The sequence below is a fragment of the Chthoniobacterales bacterium genome, from assembly GCA_018883245.1.
In the GTDB taxonomy this organism is placed as follows: domain Bacteria; phylum Verrucomicrobiota; class Verrucomicrobiia; order Chthoniobacterales; family JACTMZ01; genus JACTMZ01.
Genome location: VEQL01000049.1, coordinates 1 through 15,744, shown reverse-complemented (window position 1 = coordinate 15,744; position 15,744 = coordinate 1). Strand labels below are relative to the sequence as shown.

The 15,744-nt window shown below is 59.2% G+C and carries 17 protein-coding genes; 3 read left to right on the top strand and 14 right to left on the bottom strand.

Annotation, left to right across the window (positions count from 1 at the left end; translation table 11 throughout):
* Positions 1-268: 268 nt before the first annotated feature.
* The 14 genes from FGM15_12275 to FGM15_12210 all read right to left on the bottom strand — a co-directional run bounded on the left by FGM15_12275 (position 269) and on the right by FGM15_12210 (position 10,750).
* On the bottom strand, positions 269-667 hold the full coding sequence (locus FGM15_12275; GenBank protein MBU3666634.1) for a type II toxin-antitoxin system VapC family toxin: 399 nt from the start codon (positions 665-667) through the stop codon (positions 269-271).
* Complete coding sequence (locus tag FGM15_12270; GenBank protein MBU3666633.1) at positions 664-894, bottom strand: type II toxin-antitoxin system Phd/YefM family antitoxin; 231 nt, start codon at positions 892-894, stop codon at positions 664-666. The genes FGM15_12275 and FGM15_12270 overlap by 4 nt, the downstream gene beginning before the upstream one ends.
* Positions 895-1,566: 672 nt before the next feature.
* Positions 1,567-1,962: a type II toxin-antitoxin system VapC family toxin gene (locus tag FGM15_12265; protein MBU3666632.1), complete on the bottom strand. Its 396-nt coding sequence runs from the start codon at positions 1,960-1,962 to the stop codon at positions 1,567-1,569.
* On the bottom strand, positions 1,953-2,195 hold the full coding sequence (locus FGM15_12260; protein MBU3666631.1) for a hypothetical protein: 243 nt from the start codon (positions 2,193-2,195) through the stop codon (positions 1,953-1,955). The genes FGM15_12265 and FGM15_12260 overlap by 10 nt, the downstream gene beginning before the upstream one ends.
* Positions 2,196-2,345: 150 nt before the next feature.
* Positions 2,346-3,230 carry an IS3 family transposase gene (locus tag FGM15_12255; GenBank protein MBU3666630.1) on the bottom strand — a complete coding sequence of 295 codons (885 nt, stop codon included), beginning with the start codon at positions 3,228-3,230 and terminating at the stop codon, positions 2,346-2,348.
* Positions 3,224-3,490 carry a transposase gene (locus FGM15_12250; GenBank protein ID MBU3666629.1) on the bottom strand — a complete coding sequence of 89 codons (267 nt, stop codon included), beginning with the start codon at positions 3,488-3,490 and terminating at the stop codon, positions 3,224-3,226. The genes FGM15_12255 and FGM15_12250 overlap by 7 nt, the downstream gene beginning before the upstream one ends.
* A 451-nt stretch (positions 3,491-3,941) precedes the next feature.
* Positions 3,942-4,307, bottom strand: a complete 366-nt coding sequence (locus FGM15_12245; GenBank protein MBU3666628.1) for a hypothetical protein — start codon at positions 4,305-4,307, stop codon at positions 3,942-3,944.
* On the bottom strand, positions 4,291-4,536 hold the full coding sequence (locus tag FGM15_12240; GenBank protein MBU3666627.1) for a DUF433 domain-containing protein: 246 nt from the start codon (positions 4,534-4,536) through the stop codon (positions 4,291-4,293). The genes FGM15_12245 and FGM15_12240 overlap by 17 nt, the downstream gene beginning before the upstream one ends.
* A gap of 450 nt (positions 4,537-4,986) precedes the next feature.
* Complete coding sequence (locus FGM15_12235) at positions 4,987-5,337, bottom strand: hypothetical protein (protein MBU3666626.1); 351 nt, start codon at positions 5,335-5,337, stop codon at positions 4,987-4,989.
* Positions 5,334-5,648 carry a DUF433 domain-containing protein gene (locus FGM15_12230; protein ID MBU3666625.1) on the bottom strand — a complete coding sequence of 105 codons (315 nt, stop codon included), beginning with the start codon at positions 5,646-5,648 and terminating at the stop codon, positions 5,334-5,336. The genes FGM15_12235 and FGM15_12230 overlap by 4 nt, the downstream gene beginning before the upstream one ends.
* 248 nt (positions 5,649-5,896) lie before the next feature.
* Positions 5,897-6,436 (bottom strand): dTDP-4-dehydrorhamnose 3,5-epimerase, encoded by a 540-nt coding sequence (gene rfbC / locus FGM15_12225; GenBank protein ID MBU3666624.1) that lies wholly within the window; start codon positions 6,434-6,436, stop codon positions 5,897-5,899.
* Between the two features lie 598 nt (positions 6,437-7,034).
* The gene (locus tag FGM15_12220) at positions 7,035-7,235 is read right to left on the bottom strand and encodes a type II toxin-antitoxin system HicB family antitoxin (GenBank protein MBU3666623.1); all 201 of its coding nucleotides are present in this window, start codon (positions 7,233-7,235) and stop codon (positions 7,035-7,037) included.
* A gap of 652 nt (positions 7,236-7,887) precedes the next feature.
* Complete coding sequence (locus FGM15_12215) at positions 7,888-9,822, bottom strand: hypothetical protein (protein ID MBU3666622.1); 1,935 nt, start codon at positions 9,820-9,822, stop codon at positions 7,888-7,890.
* A gap of 406 nt (positions 9,823-10,228) precedes the next feature.
* Positions 10,229-10,750: a DUF192 domain-containing protein gene (locus FGM15_12210; GenBank protein ID MBU3666621.1), complete on the bottom strand. Its 522-nt coding sequence runs from the start codon at positions 10,748-10,750 to the stop codon at positions 10,229-10,231.
* 93 nt (positions 10,751-10,843) lie between these two features.
* On the opposite strand from FGM15_12210, the gene FGM15_12205 reads away from it, so the two are divergent.
* The 3 genes from FGM15_12205 to FGM15_12195 all read left to right on the top strand — a co-directional run.
* Positions 10,844-11,497 (top strand): cytochrome C, encoded by a 654-nt coding sequence (locus tag FGM15_12205; GenBank protein MBU3666620.1) that lies wholly within the window; start codon positions 10,844-10,846, stop codon positions 11,495-11,497.
* Between the two features lies 1 nt (position 11,498).
* A complete protein-coding gene (locus tag FGM15_12200; GenBank protein MBU3666619.1) occupies positions 11,499-14,672 on the top strand; it encodes a 4Fe-4S dicluster domain-containing protein in 3,174 nt (1,057 codons plus the stop codon).
* 2 nt (positions 14,673-14,674) lie between these two features.
* A partial coding sequence (locus FGM15_12195) for a hydrogenase (GenBank protein ID MBU3666618.1) occupies positions 14,675-15,744 on the top strand: 1,070 nt, incomplete at its 3' end.

Below are 15,744 nucleotides of genomic sequence, written 5' to 3'. Positions count from 1 at the left end.
GCCGCCTTTCAGGCTGCCCATGGGCAGCCTGAAAGGCCCCCGACAACCCCAAATGCGTAACCCATAAACACCAACATGTGTTACCTATGTTCTGAACCCAAAGTGTTACCCATGTTCTGACTGGGCCAGCCACCTCCCACCTTCCCACCTTCGCACTTTCCAACTCTCCCCGTCTTTTCGTCTTTTAAGCTTTTAGTCTCTCGTCTCTTAAACTCTTAGTCTTTTCGTCTTTTAGTCTCTTTGCTCGCCAAGGCGACCCCTCCCGCCTTCACAGCACCTTAACCACCCTCGACTTCCGGATTGATCTGTCTTCGGTCACCAGCTCCAGACCGTGGGCTTTGGCCGTAGCTACGATGATCCGGTCCGCCGGATCGCCATGAAATCGTTCGGGCAGCTTGTCCAAGGCCAAAACCACGGAGGTATCCAAAGGCAGCACATGCACCACGGACGGATCCGATGCTTGGCTGAGCCACAGGGGGAAATCCATTTCCAGCCGCAAACGGCCCTTGCGATAGAGCATCTGCGCCTCCCAAAGGCTGATGGCCGCCAAGAAAGGCGGGGCGCCTTCCTGCGCCAAACGATCCAACAGCTGCCTTTTCCTCGCCGGCAAATCCTTTTGGCCCGTCAGCCACCAGATCCAGACATGCGAGTCGAGCAGAACGCTCATCGATTCGCCTCGAAGTCTGAATCCGACAAAACCGACTCGCCGGGGCGTGCTGTGAGAATGCCGCTCTGGCGCAGACGTTTCCACGCCGGCGTTTCCGGTTTTCGGACTGGAACGATACGAAAGCGCACACGCCCCTGCCGCGAAACCTCGACCGGTTGGTTCTTCTCCTCCACCTCCCTGAGCACACGGAGACAGTGGGTTTTGAAGTCTGTGACGGAAATGACCATAATTATTTAAAAGTAGTCATTGTTTGCCAGCTGTCAAACTTGGCTCCGCCGCCTGCCCCCCCCTTTTTTTTTGCGCACCACGTGGCCCTCGGCTACGCCTCACGCTATCTACGACCGCCGCGGCGGTCTCCGGTCCCCACCTTCACACCTTCCCACTTTCCCACCTCAGGTCTTTTGGTCTCTCGTCTCTTAAGCTCTTGGTCTCTTCGTCTTTTTCTCTCCCCACCTTCCTACGTTCCCACCTTCGCACTTTCCTACCTCAGGTCTTTTCGTCTTTTAGTCTCTCGTCTCTTAAGCTCTTGGCCTTTTAGCCTCTTTGCTCGCCAAGGCAACCCGCTCCCACCTTCGCACCTTCCCACTCCGCTCGTCTTTTCGCCTCTTAAGCTTTTGGTCTCTTCGTCTTTTTCTCTCCCCACCTTCGCACTTTCCAACTCTCCCCGTCTTTTCGTCTCTTAAGCTCTTGGTCTCTTCGTCTATTTCTCTTCGCACTTTCCTACGTTCCCACCTTCCCACTTTCCGACCTCAGGTCTTTTAGCCTCTTGGTCTCTTTGGTCGCCAAGGCGCCCCGTCTCAGGTCTGCGCCCCTCGGCTGTCTTTTTCTCTTCCTACGTTCCCACCTTCCCACCTCAGGTCTCTCAAGCTCTTCGTTCCCTCCCGTCTCCGCCTCCCGCCTCAATCCTGCAAAGCCTCCACATGCAGGCCCTCGATCATTCCAAAGTGGCGGCGATTGCGCGAAACCAACGGTTTGGCGTGGGCCAAGGCCACTGCAGCGATCCAGAGGTCGTTTTGCCCGATGCTCCGGTATTCGGACCGCCCGGACAATTCCGCACAAATGCGCGCGTAATGCGGCACGACCGGCACGGGATCAACCAACTGAACACCGATAGAAAGAAACTCCTGCACATCCTTTGCATCATGCCGGGCCGCAAGAGATCCGTGCCAAAATTCTCCGAGCACGATCCAGGGCAGTCCAAGCGTCTTTGCCGCATTCGCGATCGCGTAATTCGTGGCCCAGGTTTGCCCGCGCCAAAGACCGACCAGATAGGTCGTGTCGGCAATCAGGTCCATGGGTCGGACTTCGCCGCCGAGCGTGATTCAACCGCCGCTTCCATCACCTCGTTGCCGGGCCGATTCGCGGTGGCCCGCCGCTCCACGAAAGCCAAGAATGCGGCGAGCGATCCCGGGGACGGTAATACCCGTTTCACCACGGAAGAAAAAGAGTCGGATGTGCCGCGCTTCCAAGCCTTTAGCCGGCCGTAAGCCTCATCATCCAAGGTGATCGTTTTCATGTTTTCATGCATACACGAATCGGAACACGAGTCAATGTCTTGCCCTTGCCTCCTGTGGTTCAGTGGTCCGCGGCTCCGCTCCAGCTCTCGTCTCCCTGATCCGGCCCCTGCGACTGGACACATTGTGAGGAGAGTCTGCAGGTAGGTTTGTTGTTTAGTTGTTCATGGGAACATTTCCAGCGCGAACTGGAGCGCAGGCCGTAGGCCGGAGCGGAAGTTCGCGCTTCGCGGCCAGGCTCGGGGTCTTTTTCCCAAGCTGCCGTGCGGTCGTTTGAAGTTGTATTCGTAGGCGTAATTGCCGGTGGCGGCATTGACTTCGCGCAGGTTGAAGAAGAGTTCGCGATCCAGCAGTTCCAAGCGCACTTGGGCATGGAAGCTTTCCACATGGGCGTTTTCCCACGGCGCTCCGGGCTCGATGTATCGCGGTCCGACTTGGGCTTGTCCCAGCCACTTTTGAACGGACTTGGCCACGAACTCCGGCCCGTTGTCACTGCGGATGTATTGCGGCTTGCGACCGCTGCAGACCATGACCTCTTCCAAGGCGTCGATGACTCTCCTGGACGGGAAGCTGCGCGCCGCTCTGAGCAACAAGCATTCGCGGGTGTATTCGTCGATGATCGAGAGGATGCGCACTGCGCCGCCATCGGCTGTGCTGTCTTGGATAAAGTCGTAGCTCCAGACCTCGTCGGGCCGACTCGCACTGCAGCGCAGGGCCAGACCAGGACGAACCCGGCGACGCTTGCCGCCATGGCCTCTTGAAGCCAATAGCCCGCGTTGCCGTCTGATCCGGGCCACCCGCTTGCGGTTGATCACTTCTCCGTGCTCATGGCGCACGATGGCCGTCACCTTCTCGTAGCCAAGGCAGGGCCACCGGCGTGAGACCTCCTCGACCAATCCCTCCTGTGCCAGCTTATGCGGCGAGGCCAACCGGCGGTAATAGGCCGTCGAACGACTCAAACCCAGAGTCCGGCAGGCACGGTGACGTTTGCACAGCCCCATGCAGACGACCATCTCCACGGCCGCTTTCTTCTGCACGGGGCTTACCATTTTTTTGAGTTCACCTCTTTGAGGATCTGGATGTCCAAGGCCTGGTCGGCGACCAGCTTCTTGAGCCGGCTGTTCTCGGTCTCCAGCTCCTTCAGACGCCGGGCCTCGCTAATCTCCATACCGCCATACTTGTTGCGCCAGCGGTAATAGGTCTGTTCGCTGATCCCGTGGGGCCGGCACGCGTCGCTGATCTTCAGCCCGCCGCGCTCGATCTCCCCAAGGATTCGGATGATTTGCTCTACACTGTGTCGGTTCTTCATGGGTTCTACGGGTTTTTACACCGCAGAACTCTCACTCAACACTGTCTAGTTTCCGGGGACTGGATCATCCCCACCTTCCCACCTTCGCACTTTCCAACTCTCCCCGTCTCTTGGTCTTTTAGCCTCTTGGACTCCGCTCTGCTCCGGCTCTTGGTCTCTTCGTCTTTTTCTCTCCCCACCTTCCTACGTTCCCACCTTCGCACTTTCCTACCTCAGGTCTCTTGGTCTCTTCGCCTTTTAAGCTCCTCGTCCGCTCTCTTTTGCCCTCGGCTCCGCCTCACGCTGTCTTCGCTCCGCTCCGGCTCTTCGTCTTTTTCTCTTCCTACGTTCCCACCTTCGCACCTTCCCACCTCAGGTCTTTTAGCCTCTTGGCCTTTCAAGCTCTCATCTCTTCGTCGGTGTTGCGAGTCACGGGCAATGACTACCCGTTACTGCTTGGCAACTCGATATCTCAACTCAGAGGGAGCCCGCGGTAACGCAACCGACCATTGCGAATAGTCATCGCGCAGCCGCCGTCGAGTTCTTCTCCGAAGCGTTCAGCCAGCCCGACTATCACATCTGCCACTTGCGGCCCCTTGAGCCCCTCATCTCTGATTCGGATAACAGAGGGTCCTGTTGCTAGCGAATCGGCCAGAAGCGCGTGAAAATCCGCATCAAGAGTCACAACAATGCGTTGTTCTTCGGCAGCCTTTTGGAGAATAAGCGAATCGCTGGCGGAAGACATTCCGATGTCAGCGACATGAAGCGCATTGTGCCCGGAGGTCGCAAGCAAACCAACGACAGACCGCGGTATTCCTTGGTCAAGCAACCAACGCATTCGTCTCGGACAGTTCCGCTACTGCGTCCGGAAGATGACAGGCAGCAAAGTGAAGCGCTTGACGAATGTCTTCGTCGTCCAGCTCAGGATACTCACGAAGCCGCTCTACTCGATCAGGGTAAAGGGCTGCGATTTCCACAGCGCGCCGGACCGTCAGGCGTGTCCCACGGATACACGGCTGCCCGTTCATTTGTGCAGGATCGACGGTAATGCGATCAAATCGTTTCATGCCTGCTCTTACAGCCATCAGCGGCACTCCGCAAGTCGCCTCGTGTGTCGTCCCTTGCCCCCTGCCTCCCGCGGTTCAGTGGTCCGCGGCTCCGCTCCAGCTCTCGTCTCCCCACCTTCCCACCTTCGCACTTTCCAACTCTCCCCGTCTTTTCGCCTCTTAAGCTTTTGGTCTCTTCGTCTTTTTCTCTCCCCACCTTCCAACGTTCCCACTCTCCCCGTCTCTTCCGCTCTCGTTTGCCCTCGTCCCGCATGCGCGGAACTCGCGCTGTCTCCGCTACGCTCGGGCTCTTCGTCTTTTCGACTCTTGGTTTTTTACCAGTTGGTCGCCAAGGCGACCCGTCTCAGGTCTGCGACCTTCGGCTGTCAGTGGGTAGTTTTGAGAGAGCGAATCAGGCCCTGAATAATTGTGGACAGAAGCAGCACTGATGACCGCGGGAGAATGCAGCCGCTACCGCATGGGCAAAAACTCAACGCGCCCCGCCATATCTTCCGGCTCACCAACTTTCGCAATCATCTCCAAATCACGAATACATTGCCCAATCGTCACGTCTAATTGGTGGCCATAAATGACCCCTGCGAAAGAGAGACCCATTCGCTGGCGCGTGGTCGCTTCGGAAAGCATGTCCTGATCCTGCGAGAAGATCACGCGACTCAACGATGTTGCGCGATCCAAAAGTGGGCCGTCTTCGAGAGTTCCAGCGCCGTCATCCTGTGCCCTGAGAACATCAACACCCTTCTGTCGCAGTGCCAGCGTGATCGCGCCGGGGACGTGCACGTCCATGTAGAGTCGAAGACTCAATGCAACAGCCCTTTGGCGCGCAATCTAAGCCTCAGCAGGGTATCGCCGGAGGAACGACTTGTTGCTCTGCTAAACTCGTAACTTTCAGCGATCATCTCTTCTAACTCCGCCCTGTTGTCGTAGTAGCAGGAAAGCGCGGAGTGGATTTGCCCTAACGTTAGCTCTGGATGTTGGCGGGCAATCTCCTCAGCACTCCAACCATGGGCCAAGTGATCCAAGGCAATCTCGATGACTTTCACCCGAGTTCCCTTGATCCAGGCAATGCCGCGTTCGTCTATCAAGACGTGCTCTGGAAGCGCTGCGGTAGTCATGGGCTTACAGTAGCCGAAGTTTTCCCAAAACCAAGTCAAGAGCCACCTGCTTACCTGTGGCCCTTCCGACCCGTAATCACCGTCCTTGTCACGCCGGAGTCGATTTGCGCGTAGGCGGATCCGCCACCAGGTTGGTCGCAGCGGCGACCTATCTACGTCCGGTGCACCGGACTCCGGTTCCCGTAACCCGTTACGTCCATTGACTTGCTGCCTCTAGCCTCCTCTCGTTACCAGCCACCCGTTACTCGCTACCCTCGTATACCGAAGCCTTCGCCTTCGCGATCCTTCCCCGAAACAACCGGCTCGCCGGTCAATGGCCATTTCACCGCCAACGTCTCATCATCCCATCGAATGCACCGCTCGTGCTCCGGTGAATAGTAGTTCGTCGTCTTGTAGACCACGTCGGCGAAATCCGAGAGCACGTAGAAGCCGTGGGCAAACCCCTCCGGAATCCACAGTATCTCGCGCGACTCGTCCGTGAGCACCTCCCCAACCCACTGTCCGAAAGTGGGCGCATTGGGACGGATATCGACGGCCACGTCAAAAATCCGCCCACGCATCACGGTGATCAGCTTCGCCTGCGCCATGGGCTCCGCTTGGAAATGGAGGCCGCGAAGAACGCCTTTTGCCGAGCGAGAGTGGTTATCCTGCACAAACTCCACATTGCGACCCACTGCCTCGTCGAATACCCGCTTGTTCCAGGATTCGATGAAAAAACCCCGATCATCCCGAAATACCCGCGGCTTGATCAGCAAAACGCAATTCAATTTTGTCTGTTCGATGTGCATGAGATGTCTTGGTTAGAGCGTTCTTTGTTTTCTGGTTCTTCGTTTCCGCGGTTTCACCGCCTCTCTCCGACCCGTAAGCCCAGGGCCTGCAACCTGCCACCTTCTGACCTTTCCACTTTTCCACCTTCGCACCACAAAGGCCCTTCACCTTTTGGTCTTTTAAGCTCTTGGTCTCTCGTCTCTTAAGCTCTTTGCTCGCCAAGGCGACCCGTTCCCACCTTCGCACCTTCCCACTCCGCTCGTTTTTCGCCTCTTAAGCTTTTGGTCTCTTCGTCTTTTTCTCTCCCCACCTTCCTACGTTCCCACCTTCGCACCTTCCCACCTCAGGTCTCTTGGTCTTTTCGCCTCTTGGTCTCCGCTCTGCTCCGGCTCTTGGTCTCTTAAACTCTTCGCCTCTTGGTCTTTCAAGCTCTTGTCTCTTCGTCGGTGTTGCGAGTCACGGGCAATGACTACCCGTTACTGCTTGGCAACTCGATGTCTCAACTCAGAGGGAGCCCGCGGCTGAGGACTTTGTGTGAGCCTGCTTGACGTTTGACGACCCAGCCGATCCCCTCCAGCGCACGCAAAACAAGCCGCGCTTTGCGTGCTCCCCACTTGCTCACGCCGCCACAGTGAACACAGCCTCAAGCTCGGGCGCGTTTTCACCATTCTCCACGCGATCTGCGAGGATTCGCAGCACCAGAGCCTCGACCTTGGAAATAGCTTCCGCCCGGCTCATACCATAAGCCATGGCTCCGGGAAGCGCAGGCACTTCTGCGAGCCAGCGCCCATCATCCTCGATCTCTGTTTCGACTCTCATGCATTCTCAGTAGCCTTGGCTTGCTTTGAGCGCAAGCCCTGCCTCTTTGCCCGTATCAATCGGTCTCTTCGTCTATCGTCTCCTAAGCTCTCGTCGCCTCACCTTCCCACCTTCATACGTTCCCACTCTCCCGTCTCTTTGTCTCTTCGTTTGCCCTCGGCTGCGCCTCGCGCTGTCGTCGCTCCGCTCCAGCTCTTCGTCTCTTGGTCTCTTTGGTCGCCATGGCGACCCGTTCCCACCTGTCCACATTGGCGCAGCCACCTTCCCACGCCTTTCGTCTTTTGGTCTTTTGGTCTCTTAAGCTCTTCGTTTGCCCTCGGCTACGCCTCACGCTGTCTTCGCTCCGCTCCGGCTCTCGTCTCCCCACCTTCCCACCTGTCCACCTTGGCGCAGCCACTTTCCCACGCCCCCGTCTCTTAAGCTCTTAGCCTTTTCCGCTCTTTGGTCGCCAAGGCGACCCGTTCCCACCTTCGCACTTTCCGACCTCAGGTCTTTTAGCCTCTTAAGCTTTTGGTCTCTTCGTCTTTTTCTCTCCCCACGTTCATACGTTCCCACTTTCCCACCTCAGGTCTTTTCGCCTCTTAGTCTCTCGTCTCTTAGTCTCTTTGGTCGCCAAGGCGACCCGTTCCCACCTTCCCACGTTTTCACCTTTTTACTTTCTTCGCCTTTCCTCCGCAGCGGCTCGCTGCTGCGCCACCACCTGCTCTCTGACTCTTCTCGGCATCCACGCCGCGACCCGTTTCGGCGTCTTGATCGGCAAAGACCGCACCAGCAACCCATCTGCCGCCGCGGTGGTCTCCGGTTCCAACCTTCCCACGCCCTCCGTCTCTTCGTCTCTTAAGCTCTTAGTCTCCGCTCCGCTTTGCCCCCGTTCCCACCCTCCCACGTTCATACCTTCCCACTTTCCCACGCCCTCCGGCTCTTGGTCTCTTAGTCTCTCGTCTTTTAAGCTCTCGTCTGCGCGCCCATCAGGCACGCCCTCAATCAACCCCGTCAAAACCCCCGCCGACGGCATCCCACTTGTCACGCCGTTGCCGTTCTCCGCCCGCCTCCCGCTCGTCACGCCGTAGCCGCTCCGCGCGTAGGCGGATCCCCACTTGCCTCTTGCCTCTTGCCTCACGCCTCCCCTCTCCTCTGCGAACGGATTCTGTTGCCGCCTCATCAAAAACAACGACGCCACGCTCACACCGAGCACACCTTGGAACTGCATGGTCACGAAGACACTCATTGTGTCCGCCTTGGTCGCAGCCGCCATGATGAGAAGGCCGATCACAAAACGAAGGGATGTCATCGGCACTCCGACGGTCAGCCTGGTCACCATCGCGTGGAACATTCCGAGGCAAGCCCCCACAACCAACACGCCCAGATAGCCGAAGTTGGCAAAGGCCTCTGCGACAAGTCCCCAGCCCACCGATGTGTTCTGGGCGCCTTCGATCGAGAGAACACCGTAATTGATCGAGAGCATCACATTGGCTACGTGGCTGATCCCCTTCTGGTCGTCGAGAAACCGGGGAATGAGGAGCCGGGGAATGGGGGTGTAAGTGGCCCCGCTCAGGTATGGAATTTGCTGCGGAGTGTTTTTCTGCACAATCAGCAGCATGTGCAAGATACCCGCGCGCTCGAAGACGCTCTGGGCGTCGTCCTCGATCGGCTTCTTCGCAAACGCTCCGGTGACCCCTCCCAATTCCGCTGCACCATAACCGACCCACTCGGCAAAAAATTGCGGCAGACCGAGCAAACTCAAACGCTCGCCCGCTTCGCCACCCGTGGTGGACTGCGTCCCCTCAGCCCAGTAGCGCTGGCGCATCTCCCATTTGCCGGCGTGCAGCATCGAAATCGTGACGAAGGCGAGCAGCATCATTGTCCAAGGCATCTTGTTGCTTCCCAGCACATAACCCAAAAACGCCAGCGCCACCGGGGTAAAAGCCGAGGCAAGCATCAGCGACGTGCAGCTCAAAAGCACATGCAAGGAGACGAGCGCCAAGTAGGCCGATATCGTGCGCGGATTCAAAAAGCCCCGCCCCATGTAGAATCCCAGCACAAACACGCCCATCGATGACAAAGAACCCGTCAGGCTTCGGACCACGGGCATCGTGTTGCCCGGAAACTGCACCCATCCGCCGATCGCATTCATATCGAACAGAATGGCGCTGACGATAAACATCAGCATTGCCCAGTCCGCGTGCTCACGGGCGATCATCAGCACCTCACGGGGAATTTGTCGCGGCCGGGAAGAAAGCGAGAGCCATGCCAATGTTCCGGCCAGCACGAAAATCAAAGTCGTCACCGCACCCGTCACCACTTGATCCGGCGAAAAGTCGGCCAAGGCTTTTACATCCTGCATCATCGGCAGCACCGTTGTGACGCCGGTCATCATCGCAAACACGGGCCAGATCGGCAGGCCGGGAGCCCAGCCGAGCATCCAAAAGTAAAAAGGGGAGAAACACACCAAACCGAGCAAGATCGCCGCGCCTGTGATTACGGGATCATCTTGTTTTGCAGTCAGGATGCCGACCGCCGCCAAGACCGCCGCCAAGGCCCAGAAAAGCCTTGTTGTCTGGCCACGCTCCAGAGTGAGAAGTTGCATGAGAAAAGGATCTAAGCCGGAACCATGCAGAAGAGTTTAACCACAGCGGAGGCTTGGCGACACAGCCCAAAGGCAAATAGCACGGATGGCACCGATAACAGAGAAAGCAGGAGAAAAAATAGACCGGAACACTTCACCTTTCGGTGACCTTCTTTTCGTCTTTGCCCCCACAATATTCCCTCTGTAACCCATCCGTGAAATTCGTGTAATCCGTGGTTGATTTGAATTTTTACGGCTAAGACAGCTCACGGCGTGGGGCGGCGACAGCAAGGTCCAAAACATCTTCAAAGCCAATCCGTAGCACCATGCCCATTTGAAGAACTGCCGCTTTGGTCCCAATCCTGCCGAGATCCTACCCCAAAACCTCGTGATTTTGCAGACCTCCTGCAGGCTGGGGGCGTGGCTATCAATCGCCGGTGGCCGTATTCGGAGATGGCAGCCCAAGGATGCGGTCACCGGGCAGGATGCTATTCCGCTCGAACCAGCCTTGCGGAACCTCCAAGGCGAACATCAGGTCATTGACCGCGCTCTGGACCGGGGTTTCGTCCATCGGCTTGAGGTCATGGATTTCGCGGATCACGCCTTGGGCATTGATGTAGGCGATGGAGAGCGGGATCACAGTATCGTGCATCCAAAAATTCATCGGCTGGGGTGAGGCAAAAACGAAGAGCATGCCCTCGCCCTCGGCCAGTTCGTTCCGCCCCATGAGTCCTTTGGCGCGTTCCGCATCTTCATCGGCGATCTCGGCGTTCACCAAGGCCCGACCGATAGTCAGTTTGACCGCGGGAAGCCGGTCCTGCGCGGGGGTGAGGCCGAGAGCCACAAGACTCAGGGCCTGCAGAGCGGCGGCCGCGGTCCAAGCGGTGATCTGCCGGCGGAGATTTTTCACGGGCGAAAAGTTAGCCGCAACGCGCGGAGCGGGACACATTTTTTCGCAGGATAAAAATCGGTGTTGCCATTAGCGGCGTTAATATTAGGCTCCTCGTGCGCCGCGGAGAGCCGTGGAGCTTTTCGCTGATAGATGGCAAATTTTTTCCCACGCTGGGCCAATTGGATACCCCTGAAGTTGCTAGTCATCGTGCTTGTGCTCGGTGCGGTTCTCACGGGCGGCATCTGGTATTACTTCACGCCGAAATACACGAATGTCGGCTACATGCCCGATCAGCCGGCGCCCTTCTCGCACGCCATTCACGTGGAGCAGCTCGGCATGGATTGCCGCTACTGTCACAGCTTCGTCGAAGTGGCCGGGCACTCGAATGTTCCGAGCACGCAAACGTGCATGGCTTGCCATTCGCAGATCAAAGCGACAAGTCCGAAGCTCGCCGCGGTGCGCGCGAGTTGGGAGACCGGCACGCCGGTGCAATGGGTGCGCATCCACAAAGCTCCCGATTACGTTTATTTCAACCACGCGGTGCACGTGAATCGCGGTGTGAGCTGCTACAGCTGCCACGGCCAAGTCAATGGCATGCCTGTCGTGTGGCAGGCGGAGCCGCAGAGCATGGCTTGGTGTCTCGATTGCCATCGCGCGCCGGAGAATTTCCTCCGTCCTCCCTCGGAAATTTTCAACCTCAACTGGAAGCCCGCGTCGCAAGCCGACCAGGTCGCGATGGGCACGCAGTTCAAGAAAGAATGGAACGTCAACCCGCCGGTGACCTGCGGAGGATGCCACCGCTGACATGAAACGCGCACTTCCTCATCCCCAACGCGAAGCCGCGCCGTCGATTTGGCGCAGCCTCGACGAATTGGCGTCGCAGCCCGGTTTTGTCGAGAAGCTCGAGCGCGAGTTCCCGCAGGGCGCGGCGGAATGGCAGGGCGGCGAATTGTCGCGGCGTGATTTCCTCCAGCTCATGGGCGCTTCGATGGCACTGGCGGGCATCGGTCTCACCGGGTGCCGTCGCCCTGAGGCTTACCTTGTTCCTTTCACGGCCGGCGTCGAATGGACGATTCCCGGGAAATTTCTTTATTATGCGACCTCGATGCCGCGTCGCAACGGGGCCATGCCCCTCATCGCGACGACGAGCGACGGGCGTCCTACCAAGCTCGAGGGCAACCCGCTGCATCCGATCAGCAACGGCGGCACGGACACGTTCGCGCAGGCGTCGGTGCTCGACCTCTACGACCCGAACCGCTCGAAGGATATCAAGTTCAACGGTGCCAAGACGGATGCCGCAGCGCTGGGCGCGAAGCTTGATGCAATCGCCAAGGATGCCGCGGCCAAAGGCGGCGAAGGGGTAGCTTTTCTCGTCGAGCGCACCGTTTCGCCGACGCGTGACCGCTTGCTTTCGGAGTTGCGCGGAAAGTTCCCGAATATTTTCTGGGCCGAATACGAGCCGCTCGGCGCTTCGGAGTTGGAAGCCGCGGCTGCCGCCTGCTTCGGCGCCAACATGGCGCTTTCGCCTGATTTCAGCAACGCGGACAAGGTGCTCGCGGTGGACAGCGATTTCCTGAACCCCTCGTTCAGCGGACTCGACCAAGTGCGCGGATTCACCGCGCGCCGCCGCATCAGCGAGCCCGGCCAACCGATGAACCGTCTTTATGTCGCGGAGACTCGTTACACGGGCACCGGCGGCATGGCTGACCACCGGTTGCGGCTCAAGCCTTCCGAGGTCGGACTTTTCCTCCGCGAGCTCGGCATGCAAATCGCGTCCCTCACCGGCGATGCGGATTTGTCGGCTGTTGTGCAGGCATTGCCCGAGGGCAAATTTTCCGCCGACAGCAAATGGGTTGCCGAGTGCGCCAAGGATCTCGCGGCCTCGCCGGGCAAGAGCCTTGTTGTGTTGGGCGACCAGCAACCTGCGTCCCTGCAAGCGCTCGCGATGGCGATCAACAAAGCGCTTGGTGCCCCGGGCAAAACTCTTCGCGGCATGCGTGTCGATCGTCCGCAGTGCGCGTCAATCGCCGAACTCGCGGCGGCCATGCAAGCCGGCCGCGTGCAGACGCTTTTTATCCTCGGCGGAAATCCGGCCTACAACGCGCCGGCCGACCTGCGTTTCGCCGATCTTCTCGGCGGTGTTCCGGAAAGCATCCGGCTCGGCATTTACGAGGATGAAACCTCGGCGATCTCCAAATGGCACGTGCCGCAGGCGCATTACCTCGAGAGCTGGGGCGATGCACGCAGCGCCGACGGAACCGTTTGCGCCGTGCAACCGATGATCCTTCCGCTGTGGAACGGCGTGAGCGAATTGGAAATTTTGAACAGGCTCGTTGGCAATCCCGAGCCGATCGGTCCGCAGCTCGTCCGCGAGACATTCGCCGCGCTTGCCGGGGGCGGCGACCTTGAAGCGCAGTGGTCCGATTTCCTTCGCAACGGATTTCTTCCCGACACCGCCTGGCCCGAGGCGCCGCTGGCATTCAATGCCGCCGCGGCGTCCGCTCTTGCCGCGTCCTGCAAGGCGCCGACCGGCGAGGGACTCGAGATCGCTTTCACGCCCAGCAGCACGATCGACGACGGTCGCTACGCCAACAACGGCTGGCTGCAGGAGACGCCTGACTTCGCGACGAAAGTCACGTGGGACAACGCCGCGTTGGTCAGTCCCGCGACGGCGAAGCAATTCGGGTTGTCCGACGGCGACATGGTCGAACTTTCCTCGGGCGACCGGAAAATCGAAGCCGCCGCGCTGATCGCGCCGGGGCACGCCGACGGTGCGGTGAGCATCGCGCTCGGCTACGGCCGTGTGAACATCACGCACGTGTCGAACAAGGCCGGCTGGAACGCTTATCCGCTGCGCACGACCGGCAGCATGGCTTTTGTCCCGAATGCCTCGCTTCGTCGCACGGGCGGCACGCATAAGTTCGCCGAGACTCAGAGCCACCAGAGTATGGAAGGCCGCGACCTCGTGCGCGAGGGAACTGCCGAGCGCTACGCCAAGGATCCGGAATTCGCCAAGACCATGGGGATGGACGGCCACATCCCTCCCAACATTTCGCTCTTCACGCATCCCAAGCTGGATTCTCCCGAGCAGTGGGGAATGACGGTCGATTTGAGCACATGCACGGGCTGCAATGCGTGCGTGGTCGCCTGCCAGGCGGAAAACAACGTGCCGATCGTCGGCAAGGATCAAGTCAGCCGCGGACGCAACATGGCTTGGCTGCGCATGGACCGCTATTTCGCCGGCGACGAGAACGATCCGGAGATGCTCGCGCAGGCGATCATGTGCCAGCATTGCGAGAACGCGCCTTGCGAAACGGTGTGCCCGGTCAACGCCACGGTGCACAGCGAGGACGGCATCAACCTCATGGCCTACAACCGCTGCATCGGCACGCGGTATTGCGCGAACAACTGTCCGTGGAAGGTCCGCCGCTTCAATTTCTTCGACTACAACCAGCGTCCGCTCGACCAGCTTTACCTCGGGCCGCTGGCGAAGAAGGGCATGGCCGAGAGCCTGCAGATGTCGAAAAACCCGAATGTGACGGTGCGCATGCGCGGCGTGATGGAAAAGTGCATGTATTGCATCCAACGCATCGAGGAAGCCAGGATCACGCAGGCGGTGAAGGCCGGGCCCACGGACAAGTCGAAGGTGCCGTTCCCGCTGGTCAAGAGCGCGTGCCAGCAGGCTTGCCCCAGCGAGTCGATTGTGTTCGGCAACATCAACGATCCGGAGAGCGACGTTTCGCTACGCAAGAAAGAGCCGCGCAACTACACGATGCTGAAGTATCTCAACGTTTCGCCGCGCACATCCTATCTCGCGCGCATCAAAAACCCGAACATGGCCATGCCCGGCGCGGAAAAAGTCGGCTGGGCCAACGGTCACGGTCATCACGGTGGCCACGACACGGGCGGGCACAAGGGTCACGGTGGCGGCTCGCACGGCGCGCCGGCTGAACACGCGAAGGAGGCGCACGGAGCCTGATCATGGCCGAGGGAACCGCAGTCATGGACGCCCGCGAAGCCGCGGCCAAGCGCATCACCCGCGCGCCGCTGGTGACGAACAACCGCTCGATGGCATGGATCAGCGACCACGTCGCCTCGTGCACGGAGAAGAGCGCGCCGAAGTGGTGGTGGATCGCTTTCACCATCAGCGCTTCGCTGGCCATGGTGAGCCTGCTTTGCATCGGCTACCTCATCTCCACCGGTGTCGGCGTGTGGGGCTTGAACCATCCGGTCGGCTGGGCGTGGGACATCACCAACTTCGTGTTCTGGATCGGCATCGGCCACGCGGGCACGCTCATCTCGGCGATCCTTTTCCTCACGAGGCAAAAATGGCGCACGTCGATCAACCGCGCCGCGGAGGCCATGACACTCTTCGCCGTGGTTTGCGCCGGCATTTTCCCGGCGATCCATGTCGGCCGCATCTGGATGGTATGGTTCCTCGCGCCGGTGCCGAACTCCAACGCCATCTGGCAGAACTTCCGCAGCCCGCTGCTCTGGGACGTGTTTGCCGTCTCCACCTATTTCACCGTTTCCGTGCTGTTCTGGTATACGGGCCTCGTCCCCGACCTTGCGACCTTGCGCGACCGCGCGACGAACAAATTGCGGAAATTCTTCTACGGTATCGCGGCGCTCGGATGGCGCGGCGGCAACCGGCAATGGAAGCACTACGAGATGGCATATCTCATCCTCGCCGGCTTGAGCACGCCGCTGGTGTTGTCCGTCCACTCGGTCGTGTCGTTCGACTTCGCCACCTCGGTGATTCCCGGCTGGCACACCACGATTTTCCCTCCCTACTTCGTCGCCGGCGCCATCTTCGGCGGCTTCGCCATGGTGTTGACCATCATGCTCCCGGCGCGCGCGATCTTCGGGCTGCACGATCTGATCACCGACGACCATGTGGACAAGATGTGCAAGATCATCCTGCTCACGGGTTCGATCGTCGGCTACGCCTACGCGATGGAGTTCTTCATCGCTTGGTATGGCGGCAACCTTTACGAGCAATACGCCTTCATCAACCGTGCGACCGGACCGTATTGGTGGGCTTACTGGTC